Origin of the sequence: Seongchinamella unica (assembly GCF_004354085.1) — a bacterium.
In the GTDB taxonomy this organism is placed as follows: Bacteria; Pseudomonadota; Gammaproteobacteria; order Pseudomonadales; family Halieaceae; genus Halioglobus; species Halioglobus unicus.
The window spans coordinates 47,335-65,245 of record NZ_SMSE01000001.1 but is presented as its reverse complement, the minus strand read 5'-3'; the positions used below and the strand labels follow the sequence as shown (position 1 = coordinate 65,245).

13 protein-coding genes and 1 pseudogene are annotated in these 17,911 nt (G+C 61.8%); 11 read left to right on the top strand and 3 right to left on the bottom strand.

What is annotated here, in order from left to right; all coding sequences use genetic code 11:
- The first annotated feature begins 173 nt into the window (after positions 1-173).
- From E2F43_RS00280 to E2F43_RS00230, 11 genes are all read left to right on the top strand, one after another.
- Entirely contained in the window at positions 174-509 is a 336-nt protein-coding gene (locus tag E2F43_RS00280) for a PepSY domain-containing protein (protein ID WP_133208886.1), read from the top strand.
- A 186-nt stretch (positions 510-695) separates the two neighbouring features.
- The gene (locus E2F43_RS00275; protein ID WP_117957024.1) at positions 696-1,322 is read left to right on the top strand and encodes a TetR/AcrR family transcriptional regulator; all 627 of its coding nucleotides are present in this window, start codon (positions 696-698) and stop codon (positions 1,320-1,322) included.
- Positions 1,319-2,482 carry an efflux RND transporter periplasmic adaptor subunit gene (locus tag E2F43_RS00270; protein ID WP_133208885.1) on the top strand — a complete coding sequence of 388 codons (1,164 nt, stop codon included), beginning with the start codon at positions 1,319-1,321 and terminating at the stop codon, positions 2,480-2,482. Before E2F43_RS00275 ends, E2F43_RS00270 begins: the two co-directional genes overlap by 4 nt.
- A complete protein-coding gene (locus E2F43_RS00265) occupies positions 2,479-3,612 on the top strand; it encodes an ABC transporter permease (RefSeq protein ID WP_133208884.1) in 1,134 nt (377 codons plus the stop codon). Before E2F43_RS00270 ends, E2F43_RS00265 begins: the two co-directional genes overlap by 4 nt.
- 2 nt (positions 3,613-3,614) lie before the next feature.
- Complete coding sequence (locus tag E2F43_RS00260) at positions 3,615-4,322, top strand: ABC transporter ATP-binding protein (protein WP_117957031.1); 708 nt, start codon at positions 3,615-3,617, stop codon at positions 4,320-4,322.
- 177 nt (positions 4,323-4,499) lie between these two features.
- Positions 4,500-6,692, top strand: a complete 2,193-nt coding sequence (locus E2F43_RS00255) for a NosR/NirI family protein (RefSeq protein ID WP_162846182.1) — start codon at positions 4,500-4,502, stop codon at positions 6,690-6,692.
- Between the two features lie 95 nt (positions 6,693-6,787).
- Entirely contained in the window at positions 6,788-8,743 is a 1,956-nt protein-coding gene (gene nosZ, locus E2F43_RS00250) for a TAT-dependent nitrous-oxide reductase (RefSeq protein ID WP_117957035.1), read from the top strand.
- Between the two features lie 17 nt (positions 8,744-8,760).
- A complete protein-coding gene (locus E2F43_RS00245) occupies positions 8,761-10,032 on the top strand; it encodes a nitrous oxide reductase family maturation protein NosD (protein WP_133208883.1) in 1,272 nt (423 codons plus the stop codon).
- Positions 10,029-10,967: an ABC transporter ATP-binding protein gene (locus E2F43_RS00240; RefSeq protein WP_238946675.1), complete on the top strand. Its 939-nt coding sequence runs from the start codon at positions 10,029-10,031 to the stop codon at positions 10,965-10,967. Before E2F43_RS00245 ends, E2F43_RS00240 begins: the two co-directional genes overlap by 4 nt.
- Positions 10,967-11,794, top strand: a complete 828-nt coding sequence (locus tag E2F43_RS00235; RefSeq protein ID WP_117957039.1) for an ABC transporter permease — start codon at positions 10,967-10,969, stop codon at positions 11,792-11,794. The genes E2F43_RS00240 and E2F43_RS00235 overlap by 1 nt, the downstream gene beginning before the upstream one ends.
- Complete coding sequence (locus tag E2F43_RS00230; RefSeq protein ID WP_133208882.1) at positions 11,784-12,230, top strand: nitrous oxide reductase accessory protein NosL; 447 nt, start codon at positions 11,784-11,786, stop codon at positions 12,228-12,230. The genes E2F43_RS00235 and E2F43_RS00230 overlap by 11 nt, the downstream gene beginning before the upstream one ends.
- 177 nt (positions 12,231-12,407) lie before the next feature.
- Here E2F43_RS00230 and E2F43_RS00225 read toward each other — a convergent pair whose 3' ends face one another.
- The 3 genes and pseudogenes from E2F43_RS00225 to E2F43_RS00215 form a co-directional block, all read right to left on the bottom strand.
- A complete protein-coding gene (locus tag E2F43_RS00225; RefSeq protein WP_238946674.1) occupies positions 12,408-14,843 on the bottom strand; it encodes a TonB-dependent receptor in 2,436 nt (811 codons plus the stop codon).
- A gap of 246 nt (positions 14,844-15,089) precedes the next feature.
- Positions 15,090-16,588, bottom strand: a pseudogene (locus E2F43_RS00220) (transposase).
- A gap of 595 nt (positions 16,589-17,183) precedes the next feature.
- The coding region (locus tag E2F43_RS00215) for a hypothetical protein (protein WP_238946673.1) at positions 17,184-17,911 on the bottom strand (728 nt) is incomplete at its 5' end.

Genomic DNA, 17,911 nt, shown 5'->3' with positions numbered 1-17,911 from the left:
AAGCGCGCTGTCACCCATTCCACCATTGTCCGGGGCTGGCTGACAGCACAGCCACAGCTGCGCCCGGGCCAGTGCCGGCGGGGCGCATGGGGAGCGCAAATCCGCCTGGCGTTCAGTTCACTGTCAGGAAAGGGTTTTAGTATCGACGCTGCGGCAAATTAAGGAGACGCACTATGAAACACACACTTTTTACGGCGATAGTCGCCGGCTCCCTGCTCAGCGGCCCCGCGCTGGCGAAAGACGATTGCACCGACCCCGTGGCTGACTGGCAACCGAGAGAGCAGTTGCAGGCGCAACTGGCCGCCAGCGGCTGGCAGGTCGACCGGGTCAAGGTGGATGACGGTTGTTACGAGGTCAGGGGTCTGGATCGCAACGGGCACCGGATAGAGGCCAAGTTTTCCCCGGCAAGCCTGCAGATTGTCGAGTTGGAAATCGAATTTGATCCGTCGGGCGACACTTCCGACTACCTGCTGCCGGGCGCACCCGGCGCCAGGGCCGGCGCGGAGTGAACGGCAGCTTCCCGGACGCGGGGCTTGAACGGGGCTCGATGTGACGGGGTGTGGCCCGCAAGAGGTCACACCCCAAGGGTCCTGGCATCCAGTGCTGGCACCAGTCCGCTATCGGGCAACAGCGTTGACAAAGCCATGAAGGCTCACCTATAGTTAGTTATAGTATGCTAACTAAAGGTGAGCGTAATGCGTACCCGCAAGTCTGCCGAAGCGCGCAAGGCGGAAATCGTCGATGCGGCGCTGCGACTGGCCGACAAGGTTGGGCCCGAACGCCTGACCACCGACGCCATCGCGGACGCCGTGGGGCTGACCCAGCCGGGGGTCTTCCGGCATTTCCCGAAAAAGCAGGACCTGTGGCTGGCCGTGGCCACGCGTATTGGCGCGACCATGGAGAGCCGGTGGGCGAAAGCCCAGAGCGCGAGCGCTGAACCGCTCGATCGAATCCGCGCGCTGGTCAGTGCCCAGTTGCGCCTGATTCAATCCACGCCGGCGATTCCCGCCATCCTGTTTTCCCGGGAACTCCACACCAAGAACAAGGGCCTGCGTGAGGCGTTCTTCGCGCTGCTGAGCCGGTTCCAGCGCCTTCTCGCCGATCTGGCAGGCCAGGCCATCAGCGCCGGTGATCTCCGTGAGGAGCTGCTCGCCGATGACGTGGCATACCTGGTTCTGGGACTGGTACAGGGTCTTGCCGTGCGGTGGTCGATCAGTGGTCGCGGCTTTGACCTGGTTGCCGAGGGCGAGCGGCTGCTGGCCGTGCAGCTAGCCGGGATGCTCAGCGACTCCTGCGCCAGCAACCCACGGGCCACGTCATGAACAGGCGGGTCAGGAACGTGTTGCTCGCGCTGGCCGGGGTTTGCCTTGCCGCTACTGTGGTCGCCGTGTTGCTGTTTGTTCGCCCGCTCACAGTCGAGGTGGTGCAGCCCGCTGCGAACATCCCTGTCCAGGTGTTTGGTCTGGGGACGGTAGAGGCCCGGATTAGCTCCAGCATCGGTTTCGAAGTGGGGGCGGGGCTCGTCGAACTGCACGCGGATCACGGTGACCGTTTGCAACAGGGCGAGATCATTGCCCGTCTACAGAGCGCCGAGCAACAGGCTCGTGTGGCTAAAAGCCAGGCCGGGATCATCAATGCCGAGGCCGCCGTGAAGCGCGCCCAGGCGGCGGTAGATAAAGCGATCGCGGTGCTTACCCAGAAAGAGCAGCGCAACAAACGCAAGCAGGCGCTGTTAGCCAACAACACCGTTGCCGCGGAAGTTGCCGAGGAAGCGCACATGGAGGCGGCGGTGGCCGCCGCGGAACTGGCAGTCGCGAGGAGCGACAGGGAGGTTGCCCAAGCGGCGCTCGCCGACGCCAGGTCGCAATATGACTACGAGCGAGTACTGCTCGACCAGCACGTACTGAGAGCGCCTTACGACGCTATCGTGGTGGCCCGCCACAAAGAACTGGGTTCCGTGTTGAGTCCCGGCGAGCCCCTGTTTACCCTGGTTGCGCCAGAGACCGTCTGGACGCTGGCCTATGTCGATGAAGCACGCGCTGGCGATATCCGGGTCGGCCAGGCTGCCCAGGTTCGCCTTCGCTCCCAGCCGCGACGCCTGCTGCAGGGGCAGGTGACGCGGATCGGCATTGAAAGCGACCGGGTGAGCGAAGAACGCAGGGTCTATATCGCCTGTGACGGCTGTCCGCAAAGCTTCCATCTGGGTGAGCAGGCTGAAGTGTTCATCACCACGGCCGTGCTGGACAATGCGCTGCTGGTGCCGGAAGCGGCGGTGACGGCTTTCGATGGCGCCCAGGGGCTGGTCTGGACGGTGGATGATGGCCGACTGCGGCAACAACAAGTCGTCTTCGGCAAGCGCACCCTGGATGCCCGCCTGGAGATAGTGGACGGGCTGCCCGATGGCCTGCAGGTTGTCAGTGAACAGGCACCGGGGCTGCGTGAAGGCCGCAGGGTGCGTGTTGCGGCGAAACCGGCGCCATGAATCTGGCCTATCGGGATATCCGCCACAATCTCGGCCGCTTTCTGCTCACCTGCTTTGGCCTCAGCCTCTTGCTCGGGGTGGTGCTATCGATGATCGGCATTTACCGCGGCCTGGTGGAGGACGCCCTGACCCTGGTGCGTACCCCGGGGGTCGATGTGTGGGTGGTGGAGTCCGGCACCCGCGGCCCGTTTGCCGAGTCCTCGCGCATCCCCGGCGACACGCGCGAAGCGATAGCCCGCCTGCACGGTGTGAGTGCAGCGGGCAGCATCACCTACCAGTCCATCGAAACCCGCCATGAGGGGGTGAAACTCAGGCTTTACGTGGTCGGTTATGAACCTGGCCGACCGGGCGGCCCGGACCGCATCATCGCTGGGCGCGCCCTGGGCCGAAGCCACTATGAAATGCTCGCCGACAGGCGTACCGGCCTCAAGCCCGGAGATCGGGTGACACTGGGGCGCGACACATTCACTGTGGTCGGCCTGACTGATGGGCAGGTGTCTTCCGGTGGCGATCCGGTGATTTACCTCACGCTCAAGGATTCCCAGCAGCTGCAATTCGAGCTGGCGCCCCCGGCGGCGCGGCGGGAAATGGCCCGGGGTGCCGGCCCTGGAACCACCGATACGGTCAATGCCATTGTTGCCAGAGTGCGGCCGAACGCCAGCGCAGATACCGTTGTGGAAACCGTGCAGCGCTGGAAGCACCTGGCGGCAATGACCCAGGCAGGGCAGGAAATCATCCTGACCCGCTCGGTGGTCGAACGGGCACGCAAACAGATCGGCCTGTTCACCGCGATTCTGCTGGTGGTGTCCGCGGTTATCATCGCCCTGATTCTCTATACCATGACCATGGACAAGATTCGGGAGATCGCCACCCTCAAACTGATCGGTGCGCCGGACCGCACCATCATCGGCCTGATTCTGCAGCAGGCACTCGCCATGGGCGTCATCGGCTTCGGCTTTGGGGCTTTGCTCATCATTACCATCAAGGACTACTTCCCCCGGCGCGTCGTGCTGCAGCCGGAAGACGGGCTGGCACTGGCGGCAGCGGTGATTGTGGTCTGCGTCATCTCCAGCGGTCTCGGTGTGCGCCTGGCGCTCAAGGTCGATCCCGCCACGGCGCTGGGCGGCTGAGCATGAGCACAGCGAAGCAGCAGGCACCTCTGGTCAGTGTCGGCGATGTGTCCAAGCATTTTGGCGAGGGAAGTACCCGCGTTGATGCGCTGCGCGAGGTCAGCCTGGAAGTCTATCCGGGAGAAGTGGTTGCCCTGCTGGGCCCCAGTGGTTCCGGGAAAACCACGCTGCTTAACGTCATCGGCTGTATTACCGAGCCCAGCAGCGGCAGGGTCAGCCTGGACACCGAACTGGTGTATGACGGCAGGTGGTTGCGCGATGACCTGCGCAAGCTGCGGCTGGAGAAAATCGGTTTCATATTCCAGTTTCATAATCTGCTGCCCTTTCTCAACAGCAAGGACAATGTCGCCGTGGTATTGAGCCTGGCGGAATTTGACGCCGACGCAGCGAGTCGACGTGCAGTGGAGTTGCTGGACTACCTGGAAGTCGGCCACCGCAAGGATGCCATGCCGGCAAAGCTGTCTGGCGGTGAGGCCCAGCGCGTGGCGATTGCGCGCGCACTGGCCAATAAACCCCGGATTATCCTTGCCGATGAGCCTACAGCGGCGCTGGATTCACAGCGTGCGGGTATCGTGATGGACCTGTTGCGCAAGGTTGCCGAAGAACAGCAGGCGGCGGTGCTGGCGGTTACCCACGATGAGAAAATCTTTAATCGCTTCGATCATATTTTTCATCTCAGGGATGGCAGGCTGGAAGCAGGGCACGGCTAATGCACGGAAAGTAACCGTCATAGGGACAAGAGGCCTGAAACGGACCACTGTTATCGCAGTGCCAGGAGGCTCCGCGCAAGGCCTGCGATTTATTTGTTATGCCATATGGTGCAAGATAGTGCTGCACTGTTCACCCATCCCGCCCCAGCAGGTGCGGTAATCGGAGTTTCTGTCGCTATGAAAAGCACACTCTCGATCCTACGTGTTGTCTTCGCCGTCATTGCCATTCAAGCTACATTCTGTGGCAGCGCCCTGGCCCGTGACAGCACCACGGTAATGAGCGAAGTCCTCGACAGTCACAGCCCCGCCGAACTGTACCCCGGTGCCGACCGGATCGAGCCACCCGAGGGCGACTTCCACGCCGCCAGGGTGTACCGGGGTGAGGAGCAACTCGGCCTGCTCTTCCTCAACTCCTCGGTGGTCAACTCGGTGGGCTACTCGGGCAAGCCGATTCACGTGCTGGTGGGCCTGGACAATGACGGCGTTATCCGTACCGCGCGACTTATCGAGCACTCCGAACCTATTGTCCTGATCGGGATACCGGAATCGAGGATCACGCCCCTGATCGACAAGTTCCTCGGCACCGACCTCACCGAGGTCGCGCGCACGGTCAATACCGAGCAGCCTTTCGATGCCATCAGTGGCGCCACGGTGACTATCCGGGTCATCGATGACAGTATCGTCCGCTCGGGTATCAAGGTCGCGCGGCACTATGGCCTGGGGGGGCTGGAATCCCGCCAGGCGGGCCCAAAGGCCACCATCGACGCCGACAAGATGGCGGTCAAGAGCTGGCCGACCCTGCTGGCGGAGGGCTCCCTGGGCCAGTTGACCATCACCCTGGAGAAAGTGAACCAGGCCTTTATCGATTCCGGTGACGAGGAAGCGATGAAGCACCCCGAGGAAGGGCCGCCCGACGACTTGTTCATCGACATGTATGCCGCCCAGGTATCGGTGCCCTCGATCGGCCTTAGCCTGCTCGGCGAGGCCGAGTACCGCAACCTGCAGAATGCGCTGAAGCCGGGGCAGCAGGCGATCCTGCTGGCGGGGCGTGGCCTGTATTCCTTCAAGGGCTCCGGCTATGTGCGCGGCGGCATCTTCGACCGCTTTGAGATTGTCCAGGGTGATGACGCCATCCGTCTCACCGACCTGGATCACAAGCGCCTGCGGCAGGTCTACGCCGCCGATGCGCCGGAGGACCTGCGCGAGGTCGACCTGTTCATGATCCCCGAGGGGGCGACCCTGAACCCGGCCCGGCCCTGGCATGTGCAGCTGCTGGTGAGCCGCGAGACCGGCCCGCGGGACAAGTCCTTCGTCACTTTCAACCTGGACTACCAGATCCCGGAAGCGTACCTGAAAATCGAGGCGCCGCCGCCGGCCCCCGAGACCAGCTTCTTCAATCCCGGCCCGGACGCCCCGTTGTGGCAGAAGCTGTGGGCGGAAAAGTCGACCGAAACCTTCGTCCTCCTGGCCGCGCTGCTGCTCCTCAGCGGAATATTCTTCTTCCAGAATTCCATCGTCCGCAACTCGCGCCTGACCAAGCGTCTGCGGGTCGCTTATCTCCTGTTCACCCTGTTTGTACTGGGCTTTTATGCCAACGCCCAGCTGTCGGTGGTGAATATCCTGACCGTATTCAGCGCGTTGATCAGCGGCTTCAGCTGGGAGTATTTCCTGATGGAGCCCCTGATTTTCGTGCTCTGGGGCGGTGTGTTCGCCGGCCTGCTGTTCTGGGGACGCGGCGCCTACTGCGGCTGGCTGTGTCCCTACGGCGCGATGCAGGAGCTGCTCAACGGCCTGGCCAAGTGGGTCAAGGTGCCGCAGATCACCCTGCCCTGGGGGCTGCACGAGCGGCTGTGGTCGCTGAAGTACCTGATTTTCCTGGTTTTGTTTGGGGTTTCCCTGCACTCGCTGTCGATGGCCGAGCGCCTGGCCGAGATCGAGCCATTCAAGACCACGATCATTCTCAAGTTCGTCCGCGACTGGCCCTATGTGGTGTTCGCTGTGGCCCTGCTTATTCCCTGCCTGTTCATCGAGCGCTTTTACTGCCGCTACCTGTGCCCGCTGGGCGCCGCCCTGGCGATTCCGGCACGCATGCGCATGTTCGCCTGGCTCAAGCGCTATCGCCAGTGCGGTAACCCCTGCCAGGTATGCTACAAGGAGTGCATGGTGCAGGCGATCCACCCGGAAGGGGATATCAACGTCAACGAGTGCCTGTACTGCCTGCACTGCCAGGAGCGCTACTACGACGACCAGGTGTGCCCGGTGTGTGTGAAGCAGCGTGAGCGCGACGAGCGCCGGAGCATGATCGCCTCGGACAAGACCGAGGCCCAGGGCCGGGCCATTCTTGAGGAGCTACGTTCGAAGAAGACTTGATCTGGGACATTGTTGGGCTATCCTGAGGGTGCGACACTTTGTCGCACTCCCAACAGAATTATTCGTTCGGCTATCAACTGCCTGAGGAACCAACAATGACCGACAAGAAATCGTCCGATCCGCATAGTGACCCGAAGACCAACCCCGAAACCGACGCCATCGATACCAGCAAGCGCGAGCTGCTGTCGCGCAGCGCCAGCCTGGCCACTGTGGCGGGGCTTGGCGCGGCCACCGGTGGCATCGCCACTGCCAGCCTGGGCAGTTCGCCGGCGGTTGCGGCGAGCGAAGGCAAGGGGGCTGTAGCCCCCGGTGACCTGGATGACTACTACGGTTTCTGGAGCAGCGGCCAGACTGGCGAGGTGCGTATTCTCGGCATTCCCTCCATGCGTGAGCTGATACGCATTCCGGTATTCAACCGCTGCAGCGCCACCGGCTGGGGCCAGACCAACGAGAGCCGCAAGGTCCTGACCGAGGGCCTGCTGCCCGAAACCCGTGAGTACCTAGACAAGCACGGCGATGGCATCTGGCACAATGGCGACGCCCACCACCCCCACATGTCCTTTACCGACGGCACCTACGACGGCCGCTACCTGTGGATCAACGACAAGGCCAACACCCGGGTTGCGCGCATCCGCTGCGATGTCATGAAGTGCGACAAGATTCTCGAGATTCCCAACGCCTCGGACATCCACGGCCTGCGCCCGCAGAAGTACCCGCGTACCGGCTATGTATTCGCCAACGGCGAACACCGGGTGCCGATCCCCAACGACGGTTCCATTCTCGATGAGCCGGAAAAGTACCACGCCATTTTCACCGCGGTGGACGGCGACACGATGAAAGTTGCCTGGCAGGTGATGGTCGACGGCAACCTGGACAACTGCGACGCGGACTACCAGGGGCTGTATGCGGTCTCCACCTGCTACAACAGTGAGGGCGGCGTGAACCTCGCCCAGATGACGGCCAACGAGCAGGACTGGGCGGTGGTGTTTGACATCAAGGCTATTGAGGACGGGGTCAAGAAGGGCGATTACCAGACCATCAACGGGGTGCCGGTGCTGGACGGCCGCAAGGGTTCCCGCTACACCCGCTACGTGCCGGTGTCCAACAGCCCCCATGGCTGTAATACCGCGCCCGATGGCAAGCACATTGTGATCAACGGCAAGCTGTCGCCGACAGTAACTGTGCTGGATGTGCGCCGCTTCCCGGACATGTTCGCGGACAAGATCGAGCCGCGCGGCGTGGTGGTGGCCGAGCCGGAGCTGGGCCTCGGGCCCCTGCACACCGCATTTGACGGCAAGGGCAACGCCTTCACCACCCTGTTCCTCGACAGCCAGGTCGCCAAGTGGAATATCGACAAGGCGATCGAGGCCTACAATGGCAAAGACGTGAATGCGGTGCTGGAGAAAATCGACGTGCAATACCAGCCCGGCCACAACCACACCTCCATGGGCGAAACCAGGGAAGCCGATGGCCAGTGGCTGGTGTCACTGAACAAGTTCTCGAAGGACCGCTTCATCAATGTCGGCCCGCTGAAGCCGGAGAACGAACAGCTGATCGACATCACCGGCAAGAAGATGAAAATCGTCCACGATGGCCCGACCTTCGCCGAGCCCCACGACTGTATCCTGGTGCGCACCGACATTGTCAATCCGCAGAAAACCTGGACCCGTGACGACCCGATGTGGGCCGATGCCAGGGAGCAGGCGGCCAAGGACGGGGTCAACCTCGAGTCCGACAACAAGGTGATCCGCGACGGCAACAAGGTGCGGGTCTATATGACCTCGATAGCGCCGAGCTTCGGCATGGAAAAGTTCACCGTCAAGCAGGGCGATGAGGTGACCATCTGTGTCACCAACATGGACCGGGTGGACGACCTTACCCATGGCTTGACCATGGCCAACTACGGTGTGTGTTTCGAGGTTGCGCCGCAGGCCACCGCTTCGGCCACCTTCATCGCAGACCGGCCCGGGGTGCACTGGTTCTACTGCCAGTGGTTCTGTCACGCACTGCATATGGAGATGCGCGGCAGGATGCTGGTGGAACCGGCCTGACCCACAGCCTTCCACTCATGCGGTACCTTCCCCGGGCGACGGCGGCCATTGCGGCCGCCGCTTTCGTGCTTGCCTGCCCGCCAGTGCCGGCCACCGAACAGCCGGTGGCGCCGGGTGGGCTCGGCGCGGCCCTGGCCAGTGCGGCAGACGGCGCTGTGCTGCGGCTCGCCCCCGGGCGTTACCGCGGCCCCTTTACCATCGCCCGCAGTGTCGCCCTGGTCGGAGACAGTGATGCCGTTATCGAGGGTGACGGCAGTGGCACGGTGATCACCGTGGATGCTCCTGGGGTGCGCATCGAGGGGCTGACCATCACCGGTTCCGGGCAGACACTGGCGACTGAGGACAGTGGCATTTTTATCACCGCCGCAGGCGATGGCACGGTGATCGCCGGCAACCACCTGCGCGACAACCTGATCGGTATCTATCTGAAGGGCCCCGACCGCGCCACGGTGCGGGACAACCTGATCGAGGGCCTGCAGGATTTGCGCGTCAATGAGCGCGGCAACGGGGTGCAACTGTGGAATACGCCGGGCTCGGTGGTGGAGGGCAATCGCATTCGCTACGGCCGCGATGGCATATTTGTCACCACCAGTCGTGACAACCGCTTTGCCGGCAATCACTTCTCCGACCTGCGCTTCGCCGTGCACTACATGTATACCCACGACAGTGCGGTGACCGACAATATCTCCACCGGCAACAAGGTGGGCTACGCGCTGATGTACTCCAACCGCCTGGTGGTGCACAACAACCGCTCACTGGGCGATTCGGAGCGCGGAATCTTCTTTAACTTCACCAATGAATCGACGATCATGGGCAATATCGTCGCGCCCTGGAAAGACCACAGTAGCTCCGAGAAGTGCGTGTTTGTATACAATTCCAATTTCAACCAGCTCAGCGGCAATGACTTTCGCAGCTGCGAAATCGGTATCCATTTTACCGCTGGCTCCGAGGACAACGCGATCTGGGGCAATAACTTTATCGGCAACCGCAACCAGGTGAAATACGTGGGCACACGCGAGCTCGAGTGGTCGTCGCAGCAGCGCGGCAATTACTGGAGCGACCATATCTCCTTCGATCTCGATGGCGATGGCACTGCCAACCAGGCCTATCGTCCCAATTCCGTGTCCGACCAGATCCTGTGGCGCTATCCCATGGCCAAACTGCTGATGAACAGCCCGTTGCTGCAGATTCTGCAGTGGGCACAATCCGAGTTTCCCGCACTGCATCCGGGGGGCGTTACTGACAGCTACCCCCTGATGAGCCCGGTCGTCACAGGAGGCGAGGGGTGAATTGCGGCGGCAAGATGGCGAGCAGTGCGCTGGAAATACAGGGCCTGGAAAAACGCTACGGTGAGCAGGCCGCGGTAGACGGCGTCGACCTGCAGCTGGCGCCGGGCGAAAGCCTGGCCATTATCGGCCACAACGGCGCCGGTAAAACCACCCTGATGAAACTGATTCTCGGCCTGACCCGGCCCAGCGCCGGAACGATCCAGCGCTGGTCCTGGCGCGGTGGAGCGCCGCGGCCGGCAGCCGCCAGTGAGGGTATTGGCTTCCTTCCCGAGAGTGTCAACTTCCCCGGCGCGGTGAGCGGGGGCCAGCGGCTGCGTTTCTATGCCCGGCTCAAGGGTGCCGGCAAGCAGGAATGCGCACAGCTGCTGGAACTGGTCGGCCTCAGTGATGCCGCCGACCGCAAGATCAACACCTACTCCAAGGGCATGCGCCAGCGCCTGGGCCTGGCCCAGGCGCTGCTGGGCAGCCCCGAGCTTTTGTTGCTGGACGAACCGACGTCCGGTCTGGACCCCTTCCTGCGCCAGCACTTCTACGCCATCATTGGCCAGCGCCAGGCCGCCGGGGCATCGGTGATCATCTCCTCTCACGCCCTGACCGAGATCGAGGCGCGCACCGACCGCATAGCGATCATGCAGCGGGGGCGGGTACTGGCCCTGGGCAGCCTGGCCACGCTGCGCGAGCAGGCGGCACTTCCGGTGGAGATTAAGGTGCGCCACACAGCAGTACCGATGGCAGAACTGGAGGCGCTGGCGGCGGGAGCGGCCACCCTGCAGTCCATGGGCGAACTCAGCACCCGCTTCAGCTGCACCGAGAGTGAAAAACTGGCCTTGCTGCAGCGATTGAGTGCCCGCCCGGACATAGTCCAGGACCTCAGCCTGCATCCGCCGGGTCTCGATGACCTGTATGCCTACTTCGTCAACGGGGGTGACACTTGATGCGTCCGGTGTTTATTCTTGCCGCGGAGGAGTTTCGCGAGGGGCTGCGCAACCGCTGGGTGATCTCGGCGCTGCTGTTACTGGGCGCGCTGGCATTCTCGCTGGCGCTGCTGGGTTCCTCGCCCATTGGTGAAACCCGCGCCTCCAGCCTTAACGTTACGACTGTCAGCCTGGCCAGCCTGAGTGTCTACCTGATCCCGCTGATTGCCCTGACCCTGTCCCACGACAGTATCGTGGGAGAGCGCAATGGCGGCACCCTGTTGCTGTTGCTGACCTATCCGGTCAGGCGTTGGCAGATTGTGGTCGGCAAGTTTGTCGGCCACGTCAGCATTATCGCCGTGGCCATTGTCTTCGGCTACGGCGTGTCGGCCATCTATGTCGGCGCGACCGCCGAGGTACAGGCGCAGGACTGGCAATTGTTTGCCAGCATGGTCGGCAGCTCGCTATTGCTCGGTAGCGTGTTCATCGCCCTCGGCTTTCTGGTCAGCGTGGTAGTGTCTTCGCCGGCGACAGCGGCCGGCGTCTCGATCAGCCTCTGGCTGTTCCTGGTGGTGGTGTTCGACCTCTTGCTGCTGGGCCTGGTACTGGTCGACTCGGAGAACCTGATCAGCACCGAGCTGTTTGCAGGCCTGTTACTGCTCAACCCGGCCGATATTTACCGGCTGTTCAATCTGGCGGGCTCCGACGCCGCCAGCCTGGTGTCCGGCAGCCTGGGGGCGCTGGACGACTCGTTTCTGAGCCCTGGCTTGCTGCTGGGTGTGCTCACCCTGTGGCTGGTTCTGCCCCTGGCCAGCGCTATCTGGATATTCCGACGCCATGAATTGTAAACACCTGCTGGCGGCACTGTGCTGCAGCTTCCTGTTCGCCTGTGCTGATGACAGTATGACGGTAAAGCCCGCGCCAGAACCGGTGACGCGCGATGACACCGGCTATTTCTGCGGCATGATCGTGGAGGACCATGCCGGCCCGAAGAGCCAGATTTTTGTCGCCGGTGAGCCCGATCCGTTGTGGTTCACCACGGCGCGGGACGGCGTGGCCTTCCAGCGGCTACCGGAGGAAACCCGGCCGATTCTGGCGTTTTATGTCAGCGCCGTGGACCTCGGCGGTTGGGATCATCCGGAGCACGATCTGGCCAGTATGATTGATGCCGAGCGAGCCTGGTTCGTTATTGGCAGCGACCGCAAGGGAAGCATGGGGGCGCCGGAGGCGATTCCCTTCAGCGAGGAGCCTGCCGCTTTGGCATTTCTCGCAGTTTGGCGGTGAGGTGCTGCGCCTGGCCGAGATTCCCGGGGATTACATTCTCGGGGCGAGCCAGAGTGGCAGTGATGCGCATGCAGGACACCGGTAGCGTGGCTAATCAGCCTGCCGTGGGTTGTGCTGCGCTGGGTTGAGACCGCCGCGCCTGCAATACGCAGGCGCGGCGTTAGGGGATGGGACTGATCAGTACTCGTAGGAGACTTCCAGGCCGTAGGTGCGCGGATCGCCGTACTGCTCGGTGATCGGGCCCAGGGAACCGAAGTTGATCGAATACACGGGATAGTCCTCGTCGGTCAGGTTGTCGCCCCACAGGGTGAAGCGCATGCGACCGTCTCCCAGCTCGATTTCCTCCAGGCTCAGGCGGGCGCTGACCAGGGTGCGCTCATCCATGATCTGGTGCGGATAGACCACCGGCTGGTCTGACACCACCGCGTTCCACATCGGCGACTCAAACCACTCGTCTTGCCAGTTGACCTGCAGGTAGCCGGTCCACTCGCCGAGCGCGGTACGCGCGAACACGTAGTCGGCGCTGAAGCTGACCTGGTTATCGGGCGAAGAACCGCGCTTGGCGTATTTCTCTCCGGACAGGCAGGTGTCGGCGAAGTCGTTGAGGCCGCAGACATCCGGATACTCCTCGAAATCGCCGTCGATGTGAGCATAGCTCAGGCTCAGGATCAGATCCTCGATGGGCGCGACCAGGAACTCCACCTCGCCACCCCAGCGATCCGCCTCACCGGCGTTGACCACCTTGGTGGAGGCACTGCCGCCGCTGGTGTCGATGGTGGTGGTCTGGATGTCTTCCCAGATATAGGTGTACAGGGAGGCGTTGATGCGCATGCGGCCATCCCACCAGTCGCTCTTGATGCCGATTTCCCACTGTTCGACCTCCTCGTCATCATAGGGGTTATTGAAGATTTCCCCGTTGAAGCCGCCGCTGCGATAGCCGGTGGAATAGCGAAGGAAGGCGTTGATGTCATCGGTGGCCTGGTAGGCCACGGTGAAGTTGCCGCTGACGTTGTCGAAGCTTTCTTCCAGGCTGATGGCCTGGCCCGGCACGTTGCCGGCGAAGGGCGAGAAGTAGGGCGGATAATCGTAGTCGATATCCTTGTCTTCCTCGGTGTAGCGCAGCCCCAGGGTAAAGGCGAAGCGCTCTTCCATCCAGCCCGGGCGCCAGGTGGCCTGGCCGTAGGCGGCGATGGCCTCGGTACTGTTGTCATAGTACTGGGCGGCGGTGCCCGCCAGCGGCGCGGCAAAAATGGCGTCCCGGCGGTATTCGCCATCATCCTCGAAATAAAACAGGCCCAGTACGTATTCCACCGAATCGGTGCTGCCCACCATCTGGAGTTCCTGGGACAACTGCTCGTACTCGCTGGTAGTGTCCTGCTTGCTGTGGAAGGCGCCAATGTTGTCGATGGAGTCCCAGATCGCATCGAAGGGCAGCTGCGGGATGCCCGGATCAAAGCCCCCGGTAGCGCCGTACAGCTGGCCCAGGGTCAGGTGCACCAGGTCGTTGTAGGAACCGATGCCGTCGGCATCCAGGCGGCTGTCGATATCCTCCAGGTCACCGAAAACATAGGATTCTGTTTCACGATAACCGGTGATCGACTTGAAGGTGATATCGCCCACATCCCAGGTCAGGGTCAGGGCATGGCCTTTCAACTCGGTATTGGTATAGGGTGCATGATCCGAGTGGCCCTCGTCCCGGCGGCCTGAGCCGCGCGTTTCCGCAGCCTGGTAGTCGGCGATGGTTTGCTGAATGGAGGGGATCCAGCGGGAGCCGATGCGGGGGTCGGTGCCGGGCTGGGAGGCCCAGAACTGGGCGCCAGCCAGCACGCCCTGCAGGGCGGCGATGCGCGGGACCATACCGGCGGCATCCACGGGAGTAAAGCCGACAACCTGCTCGAGGGCGTTGGCCTCGTCCAGTTCGCTGTGATCGTAGGTGTAGTCGACAAAGAAGGAATCGGAAATATCCCACTTGAGGGACAGGCGATAGGCCTCGCGATCCCGGTCGTTAAAATCCTCCTGGCCAGGGCTGTCATTGTCGTAGAGGTGGTCGCGTTTGCGGGTCTGGTAGCCCACGGCGGCCGCGAGCGAGCCCAGGCCCTCGCCGACCTCGCCGATGGTTGGCAGGTCGACATTCAGCTTGAGATCGCGCTGTGAGTAATTGCCGATACCACCGGTCGCGCGCACCCCGAACTCACCGCTGGGCTTGCGGGAAATGAAGTTCACCGCACCGCCGGTAGAGTTGCGGCCGTAGAGGGTCCCCTGGGGGCCGCGCAATACCTCGACGCGCTCGATTTCGGCGACGTCGGTAGCCGCACCCACCTGCTTGCCGAGGAAAATGCCGTCCAGGTAAATGGTTACAGCCGGGTCCAGTGACAGGTTGGCGGGTGAACCACCGGCCATGCCGCGCATTGACAGTACGGTAGTGCCCTTGGCGCCAGGGGCCTCGAAGCCGCCCATGCCGGCCACTTCACCGATCAGGTCACCGGAGTTGCGGATGCCGCGCTTGTCGAGGGCGGATTCCGACAGAGCCGTGATCGATATCGGAATCTCCTGGTTGGTTTCCTCGCGCTTTTGAAGTATAGGGCGTATTAACGGCCTATTGAAAGTAGACACCCTCGCTGATTCTATCGACTGGGCTTGCTGATCTGTCGAAGTTCCCGCCTATTTACCCGAAAATTCTGTTCGCGGTGTTGAGCATGCCATTCATTACCGTTCAATGCTGAACGGGAGCACGCAACAGCTCATGCCATGCGGTTTTCACTGGCTTCCTTGCTGGCGGAGTGCTGTTGGGCTGGAATCCTTCCCGGCGAAAAGAGGCAACGTACCCCAGGGCACCCTCTCTTGATGCTACGCATCAATTCACCTTGTCCCAGGTGGCGCTCTGGTCGGTGGCACCAGCAATGGCCGAGTCGTTGTTTCCTGTTCTTTCTGGCGCAGGTGAGTCAGTATTCGATCGATGACGTCCTGGTCCTCGATACTGGAGGTGACCCTGACAGGTCCGCCGCAACGGCCACAGACCTCGATATCGATGTTGAAGACGCGTTTGAGCCGCTGCGCCCAAGTCATGGCGGCATGACGCTCGGCGGGTGTGCGGACTTCTGCGTTGGAGATGGACTTGATGCCTTTACCGCGCCTGGCTGGCGTGACGAGCCCGCGCCAGCGGTGGTTTGGTGCCAGGACGCCATGGTAGCGGGTGAGATTGACCCTCGGTTTTGGCACCAGGGCGGCCAACCTCGCGATGAAATCCACCGGTTCGAAGGCCACCTGGGTCGTCCCATCCCGGTACGGTGTTTTCAGGGTGTAGACCACCTTGCCGGTGGCGCTCAGTGAAAGGCGGGGAACTGCCACGGCAGGGCGGGCAATATACCGGGACAGACGTTCTCGCTTATTCTTTTGATGCCCTTCGCAGCTCACTCCCGCGTGTAGAGAGAAGCCATTAGCCTTAGCCACTCGCTCCTGCCCTGGATCAGGCCGGTCCAGCGGGCGGATGGTGCGGATCATGAACGCTTTCTGGCCTTGCTGCGGGCCAACGGCGATCCGGTACGACACGGAACTGCCCAGGAGATAGGGCATGGCATCGGTGTCTTCGGCCGGGTCGAGGTCCAGCCAGGCGCTCTCGGTGTCCTGTACCAGCAACCCTTGCCGTTCCAGGCAGCGGCCGACGCGTTGGCTGATCAGGTGAACCAGTTCCTCCAGTTCGCCTTTATCCGGTGCCTTGACGCGTTGAAATCGGGGTGGGCGGTCGTCGCGATATACATAGACGCCATCCAGGAACAGGATGTGAAAGTGGATATTTAAGTTCAGAGCAGATCCGAAGCGCTGGATCAGCGTCACTGCACCGGTGGCGCCATCCTTGATCGAAAACCTGGCCTTGTGGATCAGGTGTGTCGAGATCGCCCGGTAAACGATGCGCAGCACCTTGCCCATGGCGTGGGGGTGGGCGGCGAAAAGGTATCGCAAAGGGCGAAAAGGTATCGCAAAGGGAAAGGAAAACTGATGACCCACTGGCGCAATGGTACATCGGGGAAGACTTCATCGGCCAGCAGGGCGGCGGTCTCGGCCATGCGGCGGGCGCCACAACTGGGGCAGAACCCTCGTTTTTTGCAGGAGAACGCCACCAGCCGCTCGAAGTGGCATTTGTCGCAGCGCACCCGGAGAAAGCCGTGCTCGAGTCGGCCGCACTTCAGGTAGGCCTCGAATTCCCGGTGAACATGGTCGGGCAGGGATTTACCCTGCTGGGCCAGTTGGTCCACAAGGGCAGGGTAGTGCGCTTCGACTAGCTGGTAGAGCAGTGTCTGCTCGGGTTGATGGCGCTCGTAGGCAGTTTTGCTGAGGCCATCGCTGCCTTGTGCCAACATGGTGGTTCCGCCTTGGGTCCCCATGGTGCGGAACGAACCAGATTGGGGTAGTAGCTTGAGGAATGCCACGTCCAAAGCGTGCAGTAAAACTGCTGTTGGAGATCAGATCTGCTCGGTGTGTTCCTGCGTGCGTCTCTTCCTTGCGTGTTCGCAGCCCTAATCGGCTGCTGTCGGAAAGCAGAGTCAGCGCAACACTATCAATATTGTGGTCAGCGAGAGGGGGCGTGAATGATTTAATAGAATGACGATTGAGCGCCTCCCTGGAATTCGGATTGGATATTCTTGGGACCACCATGGGACCATCCCCACGCCTTTTGATGCCCTCTAATGCCGGGCTCATTTCTTAACTCTCTGATTTATAAGGCATTAGAGGGCATGGTGAGGCGACAAAACGCATGGTTCAGGGTTCGAATCCCTCGCTCTCCGCCATGCAGTCTGCGAGTTAGAGACTCTTCCCAGAGACTGACCGCAGAAACACCGCAAAGCCCGCAATGCAGCGGGTTTTTGCATTTTTGGAGTTCGCGTAACAGTGATTGGGAGACGTGCCGTCAGGTCCAGAATCGCCTGTTTTCTCTAACGGCGATTTCGCCAGTCACTAGTGGGTGAGTTGACTTAGCCCGAAGTGTGAGCGCTGGGCTTCCCAATCAATGGGGAAGTCCTTTTTCATCCGCCCCAGGGTGAGGGCTTCGGGGACTTCCCCGGCGATGATGCGCTCCATGATATCGGGAGCCAGGAAGGACAATTTGCGTAGCCTGTGCACCTGGCGGGGGTTTAGTTTATCCCGCTCGATCACCGCATCGATGGAGCGGACATCCCCTGAGATCAGGTCCTCATTCCATTGCAGTGATTTCTGCAGAGCTTCCTGCAATGCTTTTACCGATCTGTCGTGGACAGGGGGTTCCCCTCCAGCTGGGTAGACTAGCTTGGATTCGATGCTGCCACGGCGCAGATTGACCGCTGTTTCGAGCGTGATGTGCTGCTGGTATTTGCTACCGAGTGCCAGCCCTGCCAATCGGCTGAGTAAGCAATTTCGATCCAGTTGGATGGTCATGGTCTTCTTGCTCACGACCACTCTAGCGAGCAGTTCGTTGATGCTCGTGATCTGGTCGCTGATAACCAGACTTTGCCAGTGTCTGGCAAGGGTTGCGCCTGCCTGAACCGCGTGATCGAGCCGGTCGCCGCTGAGTCCGATATCGACGAGAAGGTCAAGAATGTGATCTGAACTGCTGAGGAAGTTCAACAACAGATCGGTGGTTGTGGCTTCCAAGGTTCTACCCGGCACCCGGCACCCGGCATCCGGCACGCGCAACACGTTTCCGCCTT

Excerpts from the sequence above, each read along its gene's own strand:
- E2F43_RS00280 (WP_133208886.1), top strand. The coding sequence starts at position 174 with ATGAAACACACACTTTTTACGGCGATAGTCGCCGGCTCCCTGCTCAGC.
- E2F43_RS00275 (WP_117957024.1), top strand. The coding sequence starts at position 696 with ATGCGTACCCGCAAGTCTGCCGAAGCGCGCAAGGCGGAAATCGTCGAT.
- E2F43_RS00270 (WP_133208885.1), top strand. The coding sequence starts at position 1,319 with ATGAACAGGCGGGTCAGGAACGTGTTGCTCGCGCTGGCCGGGGTTTGC.
- E2F43_RS00265 (WP_133208884.1), top strand. The coding sequence starts at position 2,479 with ATGAATCTGGCCTATCGGGATATCCGCCACAATCTCGGCCGCTTTCTG.
- E2F43_RS00260 (WP_117957031.1), top strand. The coding sequence starts at position 3,615 with ATGAGCACAGCGAAGCAGCAGGCACCTCTGGTCAGTGTCGGCGATGTG.
- E2F43_RS00255 (WP_162846182.1), top strand. The coding sequence starts at position 4,500 with ATGAAAAGCACACTCTCGATCCTACGTGTTGTCTTCGCCGTCATTGCC.
- nosZ (WP_117957035.1), top strand. The coding sequence starts at position 6,788 with ATGACCGACAAGAAATCGTCCGATCCGCATAGTGACCCGAAGACCAAC.
- E2F43_RS00245 (WP_133208883.1), top strand. The coding sequence starts at position 8,761 with ATGCGGTACCTTCCCCGGGCGACGGCGGCCATTGCGGCCGCCGCTTTC.
- E2F43_RS00235 (WP_117957039.1), top strand. The coding sequence starts at position 10,967 with ATGCGTCCGGTGTTTATTCTTGCCGCGGAGGAGTTTCGCGAGGGGCTG.
- E2F43_RS00230 (WP_133208882.1), top strand. The coding sequence starts at position 11,784 with ATGAATTGTAAACACCTGCTGGCGGCACTGTGCTGCAGCTTCCTGTTC.